The sequence below is a fragment of the Arthrobacter sp. 10T425 genome, from assembly GCF_056393985.1.
The window spans coordinates 39,218-56,281 of the sequence record NZ_JBFTGZ010000006.1; the positions used below are offsets into that span (position 1 = coordinate 39,218).

Sequence of the window (17,064 nt, forward strand, 5' to 3'; positions counted from 1 at the left end):
CCGTGACCAGCAGCGGGCCACGCTAACGGTTGGGCGCCGAAACTGTGGAGGACCTCGCCCGCCGGGCCGGGCCCGCCTACGCTGAAAGCGTCTGACCTGCGCTGACTGTTCCGCCAGCCCAAGGGTCAGGCAGCACCAGGGGGTGGCGGCCTTGAAGAAGACCCAGTTGAAGAAGATCCAGTTGAAAAAGGTCAACGCGTTGCTCGCGGCTGTTCTGATGGCCGCCGCGCTCGGGATTCTTGCGCCGGCGCCGGCCGCCGCAGACCCGTACTGCGGACTGGCCTGGGGGTCGCTGAGCAAACTGGATCCGGCCATGAGCCAGGCCAAGGTGGTCGACGTCCGCACCGGTCAGCACTACTGCTTCGACCGGCTGGTCATTGACCTCAACGGCCCCGTGGCCGGCTACAGTGTCCGCTACGTACCCGCGGTGGTGCAGGACGGGTCCGGCCTGCCGGTCCCGTTGCGGGGCCAGGCCTTCATTCAGCTCACGGTCAATGCTCCCGCATATGACGACGCCGGCAATCCCACCTACAACCCGCCGAACAAGAATGAATTGGCTGACGTGGCTGGCTACCAGACCTTCCGGCAGGTGGCGTGGGCGGGCAGCTTCGAGGGCTATTCGACCATTGGCCTGGGGGTCCGCGCCCGGCTGCCGTTCCGGGTCCTGGCCCTGCCCGGGCCGGGCACCGGGTCCCGGCTCGTGGTGGACGTGGCCCATTTCTGGTGAAGTTGGTGGAGCCGGTCGCAAGGCAGGGCTGCGCGCCTTGCCGGGCGGGTCGGCTAGAGCGAGCCGAGCTCGGCCCGGAGCGGGAAGTCCCGGCCGTCCAGCACCAGCTGCGTGCAGCGCCCGGTGGCACGGTTCAGAACGATCGGGGCCATGAGGTTGACGGTCGTGGAACCGGGCGAGTGGTTCACCACGACCAGTACCTGGGCGGCGTCCCAACCGTCGAGTTCGAGGGCCTCCAGCGAGGCTGCCGGGATCGGCGGAGAGTAGCTCGGTGCAAACACGGCCGCATCGGCCAGGAATAGCCGCACCGGGCTGGAACCGGCCTCCAGGGCGTACAGTCCGGCCGCGCCCTCGACGCTCCGCAGCGCGAAATCGTGCAGCTCCTCGAAGCCAGGCATGGGTGCGGTGAATGTGAGGGGCAGGCTGGCGACCGGAGTGTCCATGACCGGGGTGCTCACCGCAGGAAGTCCATCAGGGTGGGCTGAAGCACCCGGGCCGTCGCCGCGAGGGCCACCTGGTAGTTGGTTTCCTGAAGCTTCAGGTCCATGATGACGCTGCCGAGATCTGCCTTTTCAATGCCCATCTTCTGTGCATCCAAGGTGGCCTCCAGTTCGGTGTTGACGTTGCCGGCGCGTTCCAGCTGCACCTGCCGTGTTCCTATTTCAGCACGCCCGCTGACGATGTTCTTGAAAGATGCCTGCAGGTTGGTGAGGTTCACAGTGGCATCCTCGCCCTTGCGCAGTGACTCGATGGTCTTGGTGACGGCGTCGAAGACGGAGCCGGAGCCGCTGCCGAAGATCGCGGCGCCGTCGGCGTCGACCCGGACGGTTCTGTCGGCACTGATGCGCCGTTCCACTGAGCCGCCGGCGACGCCGTTGAAGACCGGGGGAGTTCCGGTGTCTCCTGGGATGCTCGGGTCGGCCGGGATGGCTGGGCTGAAGGCCGTGGCCGCGTCCGAACTTCCAGCAAAAATGTTCCGGCCAAGGTGCTGGCTGTTGGCGGTTGAGAGCAGATCCTTGTTCAGCCCTTCGAGCTCGACGGCGATCGCGTCCTTGCCCGCCTGGTTGAGCGCGCCGTTGCCGGCCTGGACCGTGAGGTCGAGGATGCGGTTCATGACGTTGGTGGCCTGGCTGAGGGCGGAGTCGGCCGCGTTGAGCCAGCTGGCGCCGTCGTCGATGTTCCTGCCGTACTGGGCGTTGGCGGCGAGCCGCGCGCGCGTATCGAGAGCCTGCGCCGTGGCGGCAGGATCGTCGGACGGGCGCGAAATCTTGTCCAGGGTGGTGGCCTTTTCCTGCAGCTGGGCCAGCTTGGACTGCTGGGCCTGCAGGGTCCGCTGGGCGGCTGCGCTCATGGTCAGGTTGGTTACCCGGTTCAGCATGTCTACCTTCCTACCAGTCCGGTGCGGTTGATCAGGACGTCCAGGGCTTCGTCCACAGCCGTCATGACGCGGGCCGCGGCCTGGTAAGCGTGCTGGTTGGTGAGCAGGCTGACGTTTTCTTCGTCCAGGCTGACGGACGCCTGCGAGGAGCGGTTGGACTGCGCGGAGATTTCCGCTGCCGAGCTCAACGCTTCATGCTGCTGGGCGCCGCGTGACTGCACACCGATCCCGGTGACGATGTTTGCCCAGGCGCTGTCCGGAGACCCCGGCCCAGTGCCAAGCTGTGAAATCTTGTCGGCGAGGCTGCCGTCCAGGTTCCCCGCACCCGCAACGCCGACCGCGATCTCTGCGGCGGCCTTGGGCACAACAGCGAGAGCGAGCGCGGCAGGGCCCGCGGCGGCCGGGTCGAAGAAGTTGCCGGACGAAGTGCCGTCAGAGGTCCGTCCGCCGAAGTGAAGGGCGTTGACCGCGTCCCGCAGGTCGCCGGCGAACTTGTTCAGCGACTGTGCGGCCGAATCGATGGCGCCGCCGTTCGCGGCAGGAGCCAGGACGGACAACGCGCCGGCGATTTCCCCATCGGCGACGGCGATTGCCGCACCCGGCCGGTCCGCCCACTCAAGCTGCACGGCTGTGCCGAGCTTGTCCGCAGTCTGGCTTCCGGAGAGGGCGAGTGCCCGGACGGAGCTGCCCATCACGAGGGCGTTTCCGCCGACATGGACATCCACGGTGCCGTCAGCCTGTTCCCTGACGGTGCCGCCCGTTAGCCGGGAGATGGTCTCGGTGAGCTTGGCCCGCGCGTCGATCAACTCGTTGGCCGATCCTCCCGCGGCGAGGGTTGAGCGAATGCTGGTGTTGAAGGCGGCCACCTGCGTGGCGGCGGCATTGACGGCGTCCACGGCGCCCTGGGCCTGGCCGCGGACGCTGCTCCACTGGCCCTCAAGGGAGCGGTAGGAAGAGGAGACCTTGGTGGCGAGGTCGTTGCCGGCCTGCAGGACCAGTCCCTTGGCGGCGGAGTCGTTGGGGTGGTTGGCGGCGCCTTGCCAGGCCGACCAGAAGCCCTGGAGCGCGGTGGAGATGCCGTTTTCGCCGGGTTCCTGAAGGATGCCTTCGATCCCTTGGAGCGCCGAGGACCGGGCGCTGGCGTAGCCGGACTGGGCCGCCGTCGAGCGGACGCTTCCATCAAGGAAGCTGCTGCCCAAGCGTGCGATGCCGTCCACGGAGACGCCATTCCCGGCTTCGGGACGGCCCGAACCGAACAGGCCCTGCGCGGGAGCCACGATTGACGATTGCTGGACGCGCTGCCGGGTGTAACCCTCGGTGGCGGCGTTGGCAATGTTCTGCCCGGCCACGTTCATGCCCTGCTGGGCGGCGGTCAAGCCACGGTAGGCGGTGTTCAGCGCGCCGAAGGTACTCATGGTCGCTTCCTTAGAATTGCTTGTCGAAAATACGCGAGGCTGCAGTTTCCCCGGTCTTGCCCTGGGCGTCATAGGTGCCGGCCGCAGCGGTGGGCCGCAGATCCGCGAGGGATTCCTGGGTGGAACGGACGGCGGTGCGCAGGTACTGCTCGTTCGAGTCGCGCAGTTCCTTGATCAGGGCCGTCTGGTGGGTCAAGGCCGTCAGATGGGCCGTGAGGATTTCGGACCAGGCGCCTTCCGGCGCGGCAGCGGCGAGTTCACCCAGGGACGCGTCAGTGGGCAGTCCCCAGGTTTCGGCCACGACGGCGGCTTCGATGGTGCGGGCGAGGCTCGCCTTGGAGAGGTGTTCCAGAACCTGCTCGACTTCCTTTGTGCCGTGGGGAAGCCAGCGGGATTTGCCGGCGGTGAGCAGCAGTTGCTCTTCCTCCAGCTTGAAGGTGAGAACGTCCAGGAGTTCACGCTCCCGCCACAGCAGGGCTGAAAGTTCGTGGATGGCCATGGTCCGGACGGCTCCCTCATGTGTGAATGGTGCAAATGACTGGTGCGGTGGTGCCGGGGCGTCGATTTCATCGTGCGGACGATTTGGCCTCCAGCAGGGTTCGTAGAAACTATCGGCAGGGGCGCAGGATTCGTTAGCGGCAATAAGGCTGATAACAGTCGGGACCAGATGGGGCGTTGAACTGAAAACTCTTTTTGGAATCTTCCTTACGTGTGCTGGCCAAATGGCGATAACTACTTCTGAAGGCCCACGGATGGGCCGTCGCACATCGTCCCAATCATGGAGGAAACATCATGGGAATGCAGATCAACACCAACATGGCTGCGAACAACGCTTACCGCAGCCTCAGCAACACCCAGAACGACCTGTCCAAGTCGTTGGAGAAGCTTTCCAGCGGCCTGCGCATCAACCGCGCCGGCGACGACGCGGCCGGCCTGGCTATCTCCGAGGGCCTGAAGTCGCAGATCGGTGGCCTCACGGTTGCCGCCCGCAACGCACAGGACGGCATCGGCGCAGTCCAGACCGCAGAAGGCGGCCTGAACCAGGCCCACTCCATCCTGCAGCGTCTGCGCGACTTGGGCGTCCAGGCAGCCAACGACACCAACAACGCCGAATCCCGCGGCGCCATCAAGACCGAAGCTGACAGCCTCGTAAAGGAACTGGACCGCATCGCCGGCTCCACCAACTTCAACGGTGCACAGCTGCTGGACGGCTCAAAGCCGAAGATGTCGCTCCAGGTCGGCGCCAACTCGGACGCCAACAGCATCATCGACGTCAACCTGTCCTCTGCCAACGTTGGGTCGGTTGCCACTGCTCTGGGTTCGGCGGCGTCAGGTTCCACCACATTCAAGGTTGCTGCGTTCAGCGCTACTGATGGCTCCCCCCAGGGACTCGCCGCCGGTACCTACAACTTTGAGTCGGTCAAGGGTGGCGTTACGACGACGGTGGCCGTTACCACCACCGCCGCAGCCACTACGGCTGATGACTTCGTTTCCAAGCTCAACGCGGACAAGAACTTCAACTCCAGCTTCACGGCAACGGTCTCGAAGAGCGCAAACGGCACCGGCGACGGCATCATCATCCGGTCCAACGACGGCGGCACGATCGACCTTACCGATCCGTCCGGCTCGGGTGTGTTCAACGGCGGCGCCACCGTGGTCAGCGGGACGGGTCTTGACTTCTCCTCAACCAGCGCAGCCCAGGCTTCCATCACTGCTATTGATACCCAGATCAAGTACGTTTCGACGGCCCGCGCCGAACTCGGTGCGACCCAGAACCGCCTTGAATCCGCAGTGCAGACCATCAACGTCTCCAAGGAAAACCTGACGGCTTCCAACTCCCGTATCCGCGACACGGACATGGCTGAGGAAATGGTCAAGTTCACCCGCAACAACATCCTGTCCCAGGCCGGCACCGCAATGCTGGCCCAGGCAAACCAGTCCAACCAGGGTGTACTGCAGCTCCTGCGCTAAAGCACAGCGGGAAGCGATCACTCCGGTGACTTCCGCTAGGTAGTTCAGATTGCACGTGGCGCCCGGGGAGAGAATTCTTCTCCCCGGGCGCTGTGCAGTACCACCAGCCATTACTGATTCAGCCAGCCATTGTTCTAAGGAGTTGCAGGCATGGGACTTTCTATCGACGGACTTTCCAGCGGTTTGGACACCACAGCCCTGATCAATTCCCTCATGGCCGTGGAAGCAATCCCACAAAGCCTGATGAAGAACAAGGCCGCAACGGTCCAAACCCGCATCTCGGCCCTGCAGGGACTCAATACCGCCGTCGCGGACCTCGCAACCAAGGCCGGCAAGCTCTCCGACCCCAAAAGCCTGGAACTGTATTCGGCCTCGAGCAGTTCCGCCAAGGTCACCACCGTGGTCGGTGCCGGAGCGAAACCGGGTGCGGTTGATTTCACCGTCTCCCAGCTGGCCCAGACCCAGGTCTCCGTGAGCAAGAACCTCGCCGCGTGGCCCTACACCACTATGACGGTCACCGGCGAAGGCGGCCAGGCCATCACGGTCACCCCGCTCACTTCATCTCTTGACGACGTCGTTTCCGCCGTGAACCTCTCCGGCGCCGGGATTGTCGCATCGAAAGTTTCAGTGGGCGGCGGCGAGTACCGGCTGCAATTTGCCTCGTCCAAGACCGGCGTCGCCGGCGGGTTCAGCATCGCCGATCCGGACGGCACCGCCGGGCTGACCAAAGTTCAGTCTGGGCAGGACGCGCAGATCAAGCTGTGGGCGGGAACAGCTGCCGAGGCGACGCTCAGCTCCGCCACCAACACCTTCGCGGATGTCCTGAGCGGAGTCTCGATCAGCGTCTCCGAGGTCTCTGCCACTCCCACACGCGTCACCGTTGCCCGTGACGACGCCCAGATCAGCAGGGCCGCCTCTGACCTGGTTAGCTCCGTCAACGGAGTCCTGGCGCAGATCGCCACCAAGAGCGCCGTGGTCAGCAGCACCGACGCCTCCGGCAACCCGGTCACTTCAGGCGGCGTGTTCACCGGAGACAGCACCGTTCGTAACGTCAACGCCGCGATCCTGGCCGCTGCGTCCCAGCCCTTGAACGGAAAATCGCCGTCTGAGCTTGGCATCAGCGTGACCAAGACCGGGACGATGGAATTCGACGCCACCAAATTCGGCGACGCCCTGGCGAAGGACCCGGCCGGAACAATGGCGGCCGTGGCCACCATCGCGGGCCGCGTGGCGGACGCCGCCAAGCAGGCCTCCGATCCCTCCACTGGGCTGCTCAGCACCAAGATCAAGGGACAGCAGTCCACCGCGAAGGACTACACCGACCAGATCGCCGACTGGGATGACCGCCTGGAAATGCGTCGGACCACGCTGCAGCGGACCTACTCCGCGCTGGAGGTTGCTCTCAGCGGCATGAAAGCGCAGTCGTCCTGGCTGTCCTCCCAACTCGCAGGACTCTCTTCAGGAAGCTCTTCATCATGACTCTGACCTCCTTCGGCGGCGGCTACGGCAATGCCGGCCAGCGGAACCAGTACCTGGCCGACTCGGTCCTGTCGGCTCCGCCGGCACGCCTCCTCACCATGCTCTACGACCGCCTCCTGCTGGACCTGGGCCGGGCGGAAACGGCGCAGCACGCTGCCGACTGGACCACCGCATCGGAAAACCTGCTGCACGCCCAGGCCATCGTGTCCGAGCTGTCCTCCTCGCTCAAGGTCGACGCGTGGGACGGCGCCAACGGGCTGCTGGGGGTCTACAACTACGTCTCCACCGCACTGACCAACGCGAACATCCAGCGGGACGCGGCGCTGACCCGGGAAGCAATCGAACTCTTGGAGCCCCTGCGGCAAACCTGGCACGAGGCCGCCGCCGCCGCGGTACCAGCGCCCGCAAGCCCCGCGGCGTTTCCCTCCGCAGCTCCAGCCGGTTTCCCGGCAGCAGGGGCCTGGAACACCGGGCCCGGAACAGGCGGCGGGAGTCTCGGCTTTGGCTGAACAGGCTTACTTGGATATTGGCCCAGGGGGAACCGGATCCAACGACGCCGATTCGTCCCTTCCCGGCAAGATCCCTGAAGACACCACCCTGGCTGCCTGGATGGCCGTCCTGGATGTGCTTGAAATGGCGGTGCAGGCCGCCGAGCGGACCCTGAAGGATCCGCTGGGCCCGCTCGCCGCTCCCGCGGGTTCGGTGGCGGAACCCCGGCCGGAGAAGCGCTGGTCTCCGCCATCGATGAACGGGCCGTTGCCGGCGACCGCGCGGCGTCGCGCCGTCGCACTGGCAGCCGCCCAGGAACGCGTTGCCCTCCGGCTGGAAGAGGCGCGGCTGGGAGTCGCCCGGCAGCTGCAGGCGGTATCGTCGGTGCCCGGCGTGGGGGAGTCCGCCGGAGCCCTGTACCTGGATGTCAACGGCTAGGAATCCCGGGTTCCAAAACATCTGAAATAGTCTTTTGATTTCGCCTAACGCGGCGCTGACCAGTGCCGATAACCACTATAAGAGCACGGATCGCTCGATTACCGGCCACGGATCGGCCACCCCCACCTTTCCCAGGCAGGACTCTGTGCTCGAATCCGTGACTTCCGCCGCCTTGGCCAGCGCCATGGACGGGCTGGCACTGCGCCAGCGGACCATCGCGAACAACATCGCGAACGTCAACACGCCGAATTACCACGCGAAGCGCGTCAGCTTCGAGGACGCCCTCGCAGCGTCGGTGCAGTCCGGGAACGGCCGCGTCCGGGCAACCACGGCGGAGTCCCTGGAGCCCACGCAGCTGAACGGCAACAACGTCAACCTGGACACCGAAACCCTGTCCAACATCGACACCGTGCTGCGTTTCCAGTTCGCCGCACGCGCCGTCAACACCGAGTTCACCGCCGTGCGCTCCGCCCTGAGGACCAGCTGATGACTTTCGACATGATCGGCATCGCCGGCTCCGCCCTCACCGTCCACCGCAAGTGGCTCGATGCCGTCTCGGACAACCTCGCCAACATGAACAACGCCTCCGCCACGTCCGGCCCCGCCTTCCAGGCCCGGTACGTCGAGGCCGCGGAGGGCTGGCAGGGCTCGGGCGTGTACGTCAAGAGCACCCAGCTCGGCAACGCCGAGGGCAGGGTCGTCTACCAGCCGGATCACCCGCTGGCGGACGCCAACGGCAACGTGAAGTACCCGGACATTGACATGGCCGAACAGATGGGTGCGCTCATCATCGCCCAGCGCGGCTACCAGGCCAACGCGCAGGTGGTGGATCGCGCCCGCGAAACCTACATGGCCGCCCTTGAGATTGGACGCTCCTAATGACTGTCGCCCCCATCGCCCCCGTCCAGGGCGTCCTGCCGACAAACTATGTGACGGGCGCCGGAGCGGCACCCGTGGCCGGCACTGACGGCTCCGCCTTCGCCACTTCCCTCACCGGCGCGGTGGATAACCTCCAGCAGCTGCAGTCGACGTCGAACCAGCTGGCTGTGTCCGCCGTGACCGGCAACCTGGATGACATCCACAACGCCACGCTTGCCGCGACCCGGGCGCAGGTGACGCTGGAGCTCATGGCCACCATGCGCAACAAGGGCGTTGACGCGTTCAACGAGATCATGAGGATGCAGGCCTGATGCCTCCGCAGATAAACGCTTTCTTCCAGCGCTTCGGCGCGGGCCTGAAGAGCTTCACCGCCGGCCAGCGCACCATCGCCGTGATCGGCGCTGCCCTGCTGGTGGTGGGCATTGTTGCCCTGTCCGCCTGGCTTACCCGCCCGGTGCTCACCCCGCTGTTCTCCGGCCTCCAGACCACCGACGCCAACGGCATCGTCGAACAGCTCCGCAAGGACAACGTTCAGTACGAACTCAGCGACGGCGGATCCACCATCCTGGTCCCGCAGGACAAGGTCTACGACGAGCGCCTCAAGGCAGCGGCCGCGGGCCTGCCGACTGCCGCCGCCACCGGCTACTCCCTGCTGGACAAGATGGGCGTGACGTCCTCGGAATTCCAGCAGTCCGTCACGTACAAGCGCGCCCTCGAGGGCGAACTTGCCAGCACCATCTCCGCCATGGACGGCGTGAAGACCGCCGCCGTCCGGCTCGCCATCCCCGAGAAAACAGTGTTTGTGTCCAAGGCCCCGGACACCACCGCCTCAGTGTTCATCGAGACCGACGCCGGCGCCGCCCTGACCGGTGACAAGGTGCAGGCGATCGTCCACCTGACCTCCGCCGCCATCGAAAACCTCAAGCCCTCCAACGTCTCCGTGGTCGATTCGCAGGGAAACGTGCTCTCCACCGTCGGCGGCGGGACCGCAGGATCGTCCACCAAGCAGGCCAGCGACTACCAGCAGCGCACCTCGGACGCCGTCCGCGCGGTCATGGACCGCGTGGTGGGCCCGGGCAACTCCACGGTCGCCGTCGCCGCCGACGTGACGGGCGAATCGGCGCAGCAGAAGAGCGAGACTTTCTCCAATGCCGAGGGCGCCCTGCCGCTGAGTGAATCGTCCAAGACCGAGAAATACACCGGAACCGGGGGAGGCGCCGCGGGCGTCCTCGGCCCGGACAACATCGCTGTTCCCGGCGGCACGAGCGGCAACGGCAACTTCGATTCCTCCACCGAAACCAAGAACAACGCGGTCAACAAGGTCACCGAGGACCGGACCATCCCGGCCGGTGCCATCAAGCGGCAGACCATTTCCGTCGCCGTCAGCCAGGCCGCCGCCGGCGGCCTGAACCTGGCGTCGCTGAAGAACCTCGTCACCTCCGCAGCCGGGGCCGACACCGCGCGCGGCGATATTGTCACGGTCGAGGTTGTGCCGTTCAGCACCGCAGCCGCCGACGACGCCGCCAAGGCGCTCGCCGAGGCCCAGGCCAACGCCGAAGCCGAGAAGCAGGCCGCGTTCTTCGGAACCCTCGTCACCGCAGGCAGCATCCTGCTGGGCCTGCTGATCCTGGCCCTGGTGGTCACGATCATCCTGCGGCGCCGCCAGAAGCGCGAGCCCGTGGACCTCGGCGAACGCCTGGACCTGGAGATCATGCCGGTGGCCCCGCCTGTGGTGGCCCTTCCGCCGGCGACGTCGGCGATCCCGATCACCGCCCTGCCCCCGCTTCCGGGCCCGAGCACCGAACAGCTGGAATCCGAGCGCCGCCGGTTTGAAATCGACAACATGGTCGCCGCCAACCCGGAACGGGCCGCCGATTACCTGCGCAGCCTCATGGATGACAGGCAACCGGCATGAAACCCACCGATACGCCCCTGACCGGCACCCAGCGCGCCGCCGTCGTCCTGATGCAGATGAGCCCCGAGAACGCCGCCAAGGTCATGGCCCAGCTCACGGACACCGAGGCGGAGGAGATTGCCGGGGAGATCGTCAAGCTCCGCAAGGTGGACTCTGACGTCACCGAGCAGATCATGAAGGACTTCCACCAGGCCGCGATGACAACCACGCGCCAGGCCCGGGGCGGCCGGGAACTCGCCGAGGGCCTGCTGGAGGCCTCCTTCGGCTCGGAACGGGCCGCCGGGCTCATGAACCGCCTGACCGTCAATATGGCCGGCAAGTCCTTCGAGTTCCTCGAAGACATCGAACCCGTGCAGATCCTGGCCCTGATCGACGGCGAACTGCCGCAGACCATCGCCCTGGTCCTCGCCCACCTCAGCCCGCGCAAGGCCTCGGCCGTGATGTCCGGGCTGCCCGGCTCGCTGCGCGCCGACGTCGCGCTCAGCATCGCCACCATGGGATCCGGCGCGCCCGAGGCGATCGGGATCGTCGCCGACACCCTCAAACTCCGCGGCGGCGCCGCCGTGTCCCAGCAGGCCTCGAAGGTGGTGGGCGGCATCCAGCCGCTGCTGGAGATCATCAACCGGACCGACGCCGGCACGGAACGGTCCGTGCTGGACGGCCTGGACCTGCTCGATCCCGACCTCGCGGTGGAGATCCGGGCCCAGATGGTGACATTCGACGACATCGTGAAGCTGGAACGCCGCGACGTGCAGCTGGTGCTGCGCGGACTCGACGCGGCCGTCCTGGCGATGGCGATGAAGGGTGCCTCCGAGCCGGTCCTGGAAACCATCACCACCAACGTCTCCGGGCGCAACCTGGAAATCCTCGAATCCGAGATCGCCGCCCTGGGACCCCTGCGTGCCTCGCAGATCGAAGAGGCCCGTGCCGCCGTCGTCCGGTCCATCCGCGAGCTCGAGGCCGAAGGCCAGATCACCATCCAGCGCGGGGACGAAGAAGACTATGTCTACTGACAACGGCGCGGCCAACGCCCCGGCGCGCGTCGTCTTCCCGTCACTGCGGGCCAACGGCCCGGCCGCCGAACAGGCCGGCTACACCGAAGGCCACGCCGCGGGCTACGCCGCCGGTGTGCGCGCCGCAGCGAAAGAGCAGCGCCGCTGGCGGGACCGGATGGCCGCCGAGCAGGCTGCCTCCCTGGCCGCCGGACAGCAGGACCTGGACCGTGCCGTGCGCGCCCTCGCCGTCGCCAGGACAGACTTTGCGCACCGCAACGTGCAGGCGCTGCAGGACGCCGAGGAAATCCTGGCCCGCACGGCGCTGGAACTGGCCGAGGCCATCCTCGGCTACGAACTGGCCGAAGGCACCCGGACCGCCCGGGCCGCCCTGGCCCGCGCCCTCTCCGGGAATGACTCCGCCACGGTACTGGCCATCCGGCTGCACCCGGCGGACATCGACGTCCTCAGCCGGGAAGGCCAGGAACTGCCCGCCGGGCTGCCGCTCATCGCGGACACCTCCCTGGGCCGCGGCGACGCGAAGGTCGAATACCAGCAGGGCTGGTTCGACGCCAGCCTCCGCACCGCCCTGGGACGTGCCCGCATGGCGCTGCTGGGAGAGGCAGCGTCGGCAGAGGGCCCGCTGGGAGATGCACTGGTGGCAGACACCGTGCCGGGAGACACCGTGCCGGGAGAATCCGGCCGGGCCGAATTCGGTGCCGGCGCCTACCGGGGCCAGGCATGATCGCCGAGTGGCGGCCGAAGGGCGCCGACTATGCCGCCGCGCTGGCCGCGGCCGCCCCGCAACGGGTCGGCGTCGTCACCTCGGTCATCGGGCTGGGCCTGGAAGTGTCGGGTCTGGATTGCGCCCTTGGTGACCTCGTGACCGTGGGCGGGAACCCCGGCCTTGACGCCGAAGTCGTCGCGGCGCTGGACGGCTCCGTGCGCTGCATGCCGCTGGGCCGGCTCGCCGGCGTAGCTGCCGGTGACCCGGTGCGCGCCAAAGGCAGCGCGGTATTGGTTCCCACCGGGCGGGGCCTGTTCGGCCGGGTCCTTGACGGCCTGGGACGGCCGATCGACGGCAAGGGTCCGCTGCTCAGCGGGCCGCGCGTGCCGATCGACAACGAGGCACCGAACGCCATGAAACGCGCCCGCATCGACACCGCGCTGCAGACCGGCGTGCGCGTCCTGGACACCATGACCACGCTCGGCAAGGGCCAGCGCATGGGCCTGTTCGCCGGCTCCGGGGTCGGCAAATCCTCCCTGCTCTCGATGATCGCCCGCGGAACCGACGCCGAAGTCTCGGTGATCGCCCTCGTTGGCGAACGCGGCCGCGAAGTCCGCGAGTTCCTCGAAGACGACCTCGGCGCCGCCGGCCTGGCGCGCTCCGTGGTGGTGGTCGCCACCTCCGACGAACCCGCCCTGATGCGCATGCGCGCGGCCTTCACCGCCACCCGCATCGCCGAGTCCTTCCGCGACCAGGGCCAGGATGTGGTGCTCATGATGGACTCCCTGACCCGGGTGGCCATGGCGCAGCGCGAGATTGGCCTCTCGGCCGGCGAGCCCCCTGCCACCCGCGGCTACCCGCCGTCGACCTTTTCCATCCTGGCCCGGCTGTTGGAGCGCGCCGGCACGGCCGAGACCGGCTCCGTTACCGGCATCTACACCGTGCTCGTGGACGGCGATGACCATAACGAGCCCATCGCCGACGCCGCCCGCTCCATCCTGGACGGCCACGTGGTGCTGGACCGCAAACTCGCCGTCACCGGGCACTTCCCGTCCGTGGACGTGCTCGGATCCGTGTCCCGGGTGGCCAGCAAGGTCAATTCCCGGCCACACCTCGACGCCGCCGCAACGCTCCGCCGGGTCCTCGCGGCCCGCAAGGCGGCACAGGACCTGATCGACGTCGGCGCCTACCAGGCCGGGACCAACCCGCTGGTGGACGCTGCGCTGAACCACGAGCACGACGTCAGCGGTTTCCTCCAGCAGCCGATGGACGAATCCACGGCCCACCCCGAGTCCTGGCAACGGCTCGGCCACCTCACTTCGATCCTGGGAGCAGCAGCATGAACCGCGAATTCTCACTGGCCGGCCTCCTGCGCCTCCGCCAGCTCCAGCAGGACCAGGCGGCAACCGGGCTGGCGCGCGCCCGCTCACGTTCCAGCTCCGTCCGGGTCCGCGAAGCCGCCGCCCGCCGCGAACTTGCCGCCACGGATGACCCCATCTCCAGCTCGGCCTCACTGCGCGCCGTGGCGGCCGCCCGGTCATCCGCGCACAGCATGCTCGCGGACCTGCAAAACCTCACCCACCTGGCCGAGGCCGACGAAGCCAACGCCCGGGCCGAGTTCATCGCTGCCCGCACGCGGTCCGTGGGGCTGGAAAAACTGCAAGCCCGGCACGACGCCGAGGTCAACTCCGCGGACCTGCGCGCCGAGCAGTCGGCCCTCGATGAGATCGCCTCGACGCTCTGGCACCGCGATGAGCAGCAGGTGAAGCCATGAGCATGACTGAAGCGATCGGCCGGATGCAGGGCATCCAGTCGATGATCGCGGAATTGAGCCGGCCTGCGGCCGCGGAAACCAGCGCAGCCGCTGCCAAGGCTGCGGCTACCTCGCTCGCGTCGGCAACCGGCACCGGCGACTCCGCCACGTTCACCCAGGCACTTGCCGCGGCACTGGGCGGCAGTGGCGCAACGGATGCCGCCTCCCTCACGGACAGCCTGGGCCTGGGCTCCTCACTGGGCACGTCACTGGGCATTGGCGGCACATTCGGACCAGGTAGCGCTGCGGCGGCCGGGACGGCCGCGCTCACCGGCGCCCAGGCAGCCGGAACCGTACATACCGGTGGGGCCGCGACGGGCAATGACGTGGTGGCCGTGGCGAAGAAGTACATCGGTGTTCCCTATGTGTGGGGCGGCACCAATCCGGCCTCCGGCATGGACTGCTCCGGCTTCACCCAGCGGGTCTTCAAGGACCTCGGCGTGGAGCTTCCCCGTGTGGTGAGCGACCAGATGCGCCAGGGCACCCCGGTGGCGTCCCTCGCAGAAGCGAAACCCGGAGACCTCCTGGTGAGCTTCGGCGGCAACCACATTTCCATCTACCTGGGCAACGGCAAGGCGATCGACGCACCCGTGCCGGGCAAGACCATCCAGATCCGCGACGCCTGGGAGCAGCAGTCCAACCTGACCTCCATCCGGCGCATCGTTCCCGCAGGGGCTGCATAATGAAGGCGGCGGCATCGACGGAGCTTGCGGCCGCGCTGGGGGCGACCGTCCGGGCGGCCCGGCAGGGCGCGGACCCGCGGCCCGGCAGCGAAAACGGAAACACAGCCGCCGCGTCCTTCGACGCAGTCCTCAACGACGTCCAGGGCGCAGCGGGCAACGGCACCGCGGCAGAGCCTGGCGCCGCTAAGGCTGTACCGGCGGCCGATGACACGGCGGCCGAACTGCCGCAGCCCGACGGCGCCACGGACCCCGCTTCGCTGAGCGGCACCGCTGCGAACACTGTGACGGGGGCCGACGTTGCTTCCGGGACCGCGCCGGGGACCGACGCTGCTTCCGGGACCGCGCCGCGGACCGACGCTGCTTCGTCCGGTATCACCAGCCCCGGGCCGGCCCCGTACGTTCCGGCCCCGTACGTTCCGGCCCCGCACGTTCCAGCCCAGTACGGCACGGCCGAATTCCCGCCGGCCCAGTACGGCACGGCCGAATTCCCGCCGGCCCAGTTTGTCTCCTATACACAACGTGGTCAGGCTGGTCAGGCTGCGCTGCCCGGACAGTCGGCGCAGGCGGTAGCCCCGCCGTCGGACAGCAACGATGGTTCCCGTACTGCCGCACCGGCCATCACTGCGTCCGCGGCCTCGGCGGTCCTTCCCGACGAGTTGTCGGCCGCCGCCGCGCATTCCCCGGCCGTCGCGACCCCGGGATTGCCCGCAACGCGGCGCCAGACTGTGGCCGCAGTCCCCGCTGGGACCATGCCGGACGGTAAGCCGAACGCCGCTGCGGCCTCGCAGACGGCGGGCGCGGTCCCGCTGGCCGGGCCTAAGGCCGCCGCCGGCGGACCGGTCAACCGGCCGGTCAATGGGAACGATCCTGCCCCGACGGCTGCGCCCGTCGACGCCGTGGCCACCGCGCAGGCTACTGTCGCGGCCGCGCCGCTGGCCTCGACTGCCACCGGCGCCGCGGGGACCACCCCTGCGACAGGTCCCGTTCCGGTGCTCAGTGGCCCACCTAAGGCTGCTGCACCTGCCGGGCCAACGCAGGCAGTCCCGGTGCAGGCCGGCGCCACACCTCCGGCCGCCGCCGCGGCACCGGGCGCGGCAGCGGCGGCGCAGACTGCCCAGGGACTTGGGTCTGGTCATGGTGCGTCGCCGGCGGCCACCACCGCGGCCGTGTCCGCGCGGGCGGTCAACGGATCAGACGTCGCCGCCGTCGCTCCCTCCGCGCCCGGACAAGCGCCGACGTCGCTGACCACCTCACCCGGCACGACCCCGTCCGGTCCGGCGCCATCCGGCAGCCCCGGAGCCGGCACCGGATCCTCCGGCAGCATGTCCACCGGAACCGGAACCGGAACCGGAACCGGAACCGGAACCGGAACCGCCCCCGCACACGCCCCCGCACACGCCCCCGCTCCTTTCCACGCCGGCGTCCTGACGGAACCAGTCGCGGCACTGGTGCCCAACGCCACCCAGGCTCGGTCAAATCCGGAAAGCGACGCCCCCGCGGCGGCCGCCTTCCCCGTCCAGCCGACTCTCGCGGCGGCAACCGAGGCCCAGGCCGTGCCCCAGCCGGCTGCCCAGGCCGCTGCGCAGCCGGCGTTCCAGTCGGCGTCCCCGCCGGCGCCCCATTTCGCGGCGCCCCTCCAGTCCCAGCTGGCCAAACCGCTTTTCACCCTCGTGGGGGCACCCCAGGGCCAGCACATCATGACCCTCAAGGTCAGCCCGGAAGATCTCGGTCCGCTCACGGTCCGGGCCCAGATCGACGCCGCGGGCGTCCGGATTGAGCTGTTCGCCCCGGGCGATGCGGGACGTGAAGCCGTCCGCGGAATCCTGCCCGAACTCCGCAGGGAACTCCACGGCGCCGGATTCGCGGCCAGCCTTGACCTCTCAGACCACAACGGTCCCGGTTTCGGGCAACACGGGGCCCAGCACGGCACGGGCCAGGACCGGACGGGGACCGGCGGCCAGTTCGCCACCGGCCGGGACCCCGGCGGCACCGGCTCGGACCCCGGCGGCAGCGGCTCCGGCCCGGGCCACCGGAACGGGCCGCGGCCCGGAAACCGCTGGGATGCGCTGGCCGATGATCAAGCCATACGCACCGCCAGGCTGTTGAACGGCCCCCAGACCACCCTCGACATTCTTGTCTGACACGAAGGAACGCGACT

The 17,064-nt window shown here is 68.2% G+C and carries 19 protein-coding genes; 15 read left to right on the forward strand and 4 right to left on the reverse strand.

Annotation, left to right across the window (positions count from 1 at the left end):
• Positions 1-181: 181 nt before the first annotated feature.
• Positions 182-727, forward strand: coding sequence for an AMIN-like domain-containing (lipo)protein (locus AC1DDH_RS08950; RefSeq protein WP_476948445.1), 546 nt, complete (start codon positions 182-184; stop codon positions 725-727).
• A gap of 53 nt (positions 728-780) precedes the next feature.
• Here AC1DDH_RS08950 and fliW read toward each other — a convergent pair whose 3' ends face one another.
• The 4 genes from fliW to AC1DDH_RS08970 are packed head-to-tail and all read right to left on the reverse strand — an operon-like array spanning position 781 to position 4,019.
• A complete protein-coding gene (gene fliW / locus AC1DDH_RS08955; protein ID WP_476955269.1) occupies positions 781-1,185 on the reverse strand; it encodes a flagellar assembly protein FliW in 405 nt (134 codons plus the stop codon).
• The gene (flgL, locus tag AC1DDH_RS08960; RefSeq protein ID WP_476955270.1) at positions 1,182-2,105 is read right to left on the reverse strand and encodes a flagellar hook-associated protein FlgL; all 924 of its coding nucleotides are present in this window, start codon (positions 2,103-2,105) and stop codon (positions 1,182-1,184) included. The genes fliW and flgL overlap by 4 nt, the downstream gene beginning before the upstream one ends.
• Positions 2,106-2,107: 2 nt before the next feature.
• Entirely contained in the window at positions 2,108-3,520 is a 1,413-nt protein-coding gene (gene flgK, locus AC1DDH_RS08965) for a flagellar hook-associated protein FlgK (RefSeq protein WP_476955271.1), read from the reverse strand.
• 10 nt (positions 3,521-3,530) lie between these two features.
• Positions 3,531-4,019 carry a flagellar protein FlgN gene (locus AC1DDH_RS08970; RefSeq protein WP_476857557.1) on the reverse strand — a complete coding sequence of 163 codons (489 nt, stop codon included), beginning with the start codon at positions 4,017-4,019 and terminating at the stop codon, positions 3,531-3,533.
• A gap of 293 nt (positions 4,020-4,312) precedes the next feature.
• Here AC1DDH_RS08970 and AC1DDH_RS08975 point away from each other — a divergent pair, with 293 nt between their 5' ends.
• The 14 genes from AC1DDH_RS08975 (at position 4,313) to AC1DDH_RS09040 (ending at position 17,047) form a co-directional block, all read left to right on the forward strand.
• Positions 4,313-5,491, forward strand: coding sequence for a flagellin N-terminal helical domain-containing protein (locus AC1DDH_RS08975; protein ID WP_223914330.1), 1,179 nt, complete (start codon positions 4,313-4,315; stop codon positions 5,489-5,491).
• Positions 5,492-5,641: 150 nt separating this feature from the next.
• On the forward strand, positions 5,642-6,970 hold the full coding sequence (gene fliD, locus AC1DDH_RS08980) for a flagellar filament capping protein FliD (protein ID WP_476955272.1): 1,329 nt from the start codon (positions 5,642-5,644) through the stop codon (positions 6,968-6,970).
• A complete protein-coding gene (locus tag AC1DDH_RS08985) occupies positions 6,967-7,479 on the forward strand; it encodes a flagellar export chaperone FliS (RefSeq protein WP_028277070.1) in 513 nt (170 codons plus the stop codon). Before fliD ends, AC1DDH_RS08985 begins: the two co-directional genes overlap by 4 nt.
• Positions 7,472-7,897 carry a hypothetical protein gene (locus tag AC1DDH_RS08990; protein ID WP_476860122.1) on the forward strand — a complete coding sequence of 142 codons (426 nt, stop codon included), beginning with the start codon at positions 7,472-7,474 and terminating at the stop codon, positions 7,895-7,897. The genes AC1DDH_RS08985 and AC1DDH_RS08990 overlap by 8 nt, the downstream gene beginning before the upstream one ends.
• A gap of 145 nt (positions 7,898-8,042) precedes the next feature.
• Positions 8,043-8,384: a flagellar basal body rod protein FlgB gene (locus tag AC1DDH_RS08995; RefSeq protein WP_476955273.1), complete on the forward strand. Its 342-nt coding sequence runs from the start codon at positions 8,043-8,045 to the stop codon at positions 8,382-8,384.
• Positions 8,384-8,776, forward strand: coding sequence for a flagellar basal body rod protein FlgC (locus tag AC1DDH_RS09000; RefSeq protein WP_476955274.1), 393 nt, complete (start codon positions 8,384-8,386; stop codon positions 8,774-8,776). The genes AC1DDH_RS08995 and AC1DDH_RS09000 overlap by 1 nt, the downstream gene beginning before the upstream one ends.
• Entirely contained in the window at positions 8,776-9,087 is a 312-nt protein-coding gene (gene fliE, locus AC1DDH_RS09005) for a flagellar hook-basal body complex protein FliE (RefSeq protein WP_028277073.1), read from the forward strand. Before AC1DDH_RS09000 ends, fliE begins: the two co-directional genes overlap by 1 nt.
• Positions 9,087-10,691: a flagellar basal-body MS-ring/collar protein FliF gene (gene fliF, locus AC1DDH_RS09010; RefSeq protein ID WP_028277074.1), complete on the forward strand. Its 1,605-nt coding sequence runs from the start codon at positions 9,087-9,089 to the stop codon at positions 10,689-10,691. Before fliE ends, fliF begins: the two co-directional genes overlap by 1 nt.
• Positions 10,688-11,704 (forward strand): flagellar motor switch protein FliG, encoded by a 1,017-nt coding sequence (fliG, locus tag AC1DDH_RS09015; RefSeq protein ID WP_476851547.1) that lies wholly within the window; start codon positions 10,688-10,690, stop codon positions 11,702-11,704. The genes fliF and fliG overlap by 4 nt, the downstream gene beginning before the upstream one ends.
• Positions 11,694-12,428, forward strand: a complete 735-nt coding sequence (locus tag AC1DDH_RS09020; protein ID WP_476955275.1) for a FliH/SctL family protein — start codon at positions 11,694-11,696, stop codon at positions 12,426-12,428. Before fliG ends, AC1DDH_RS09020 begins: the two co-directional genes overlap by 11 nt.
• Entirely contained in the window at positions 12,425-13,753 is a 1,329-nt protein-coding gene (locus AC1DDH_RS09025; RefSeq protein WP_223914323.1) for a FliI/YscN family ATPase, read from the forward strand. The genes AC1DDH_RS09020 and AC1DDH_RS09025 overlap by 4 nt, the downstream gene beginning before the upstream one ends.
• Positions 13,750-14,184 (forward strand): flagellar FliJ family protein, encoded by a 435-nt coding sequence (locus AC1DDH_RS09030; RefSeq protein WP_026538968.1) that lies wholly within the window; start codon positions 13,750-13,752, stop codon positions 14,182-14,184. Before AC1DDH_RS09025 ends, AC1DDH_RS09030 begins: the two co-directional genes overlap by 4 nt.
• On the forward strand, positions 14,181-14,906 hold the full coding sequence (locus AC1DDH_RS09035; RefSeq protein ID WP_476955276.1) for a C40 family peptidase: 726 nt from the start codon (positions 14,181-14,183) through the stop codon (positions 14,904-14,906). Before AC1DDH_RS09030 ends, AC1DDH_RS09035 begins: the two co-directional genes overlap by 4 nt.
• Positions 14,906-17,047 carry a flagellar hook-length control protein FliK gene (locus AC1DDH_RS09040; RefSeq protein ID WP_476955277.1) on the forward strand — a complete coding sequence of 714 codons (2,142 nt, stop codon included), beginning with the start codon at positions 14,906-14,908 and terminating at the stop codon, positions 17,045-17,047. The genes AC1DDH_RS09035 and AC1DDH_RS09040 overlap by 1 nt, the downstream gene beginning before the upstream one ends.
• The last annotated feature ends 17 nt before the right edge of the window (positions 17,048-17,064 follow it).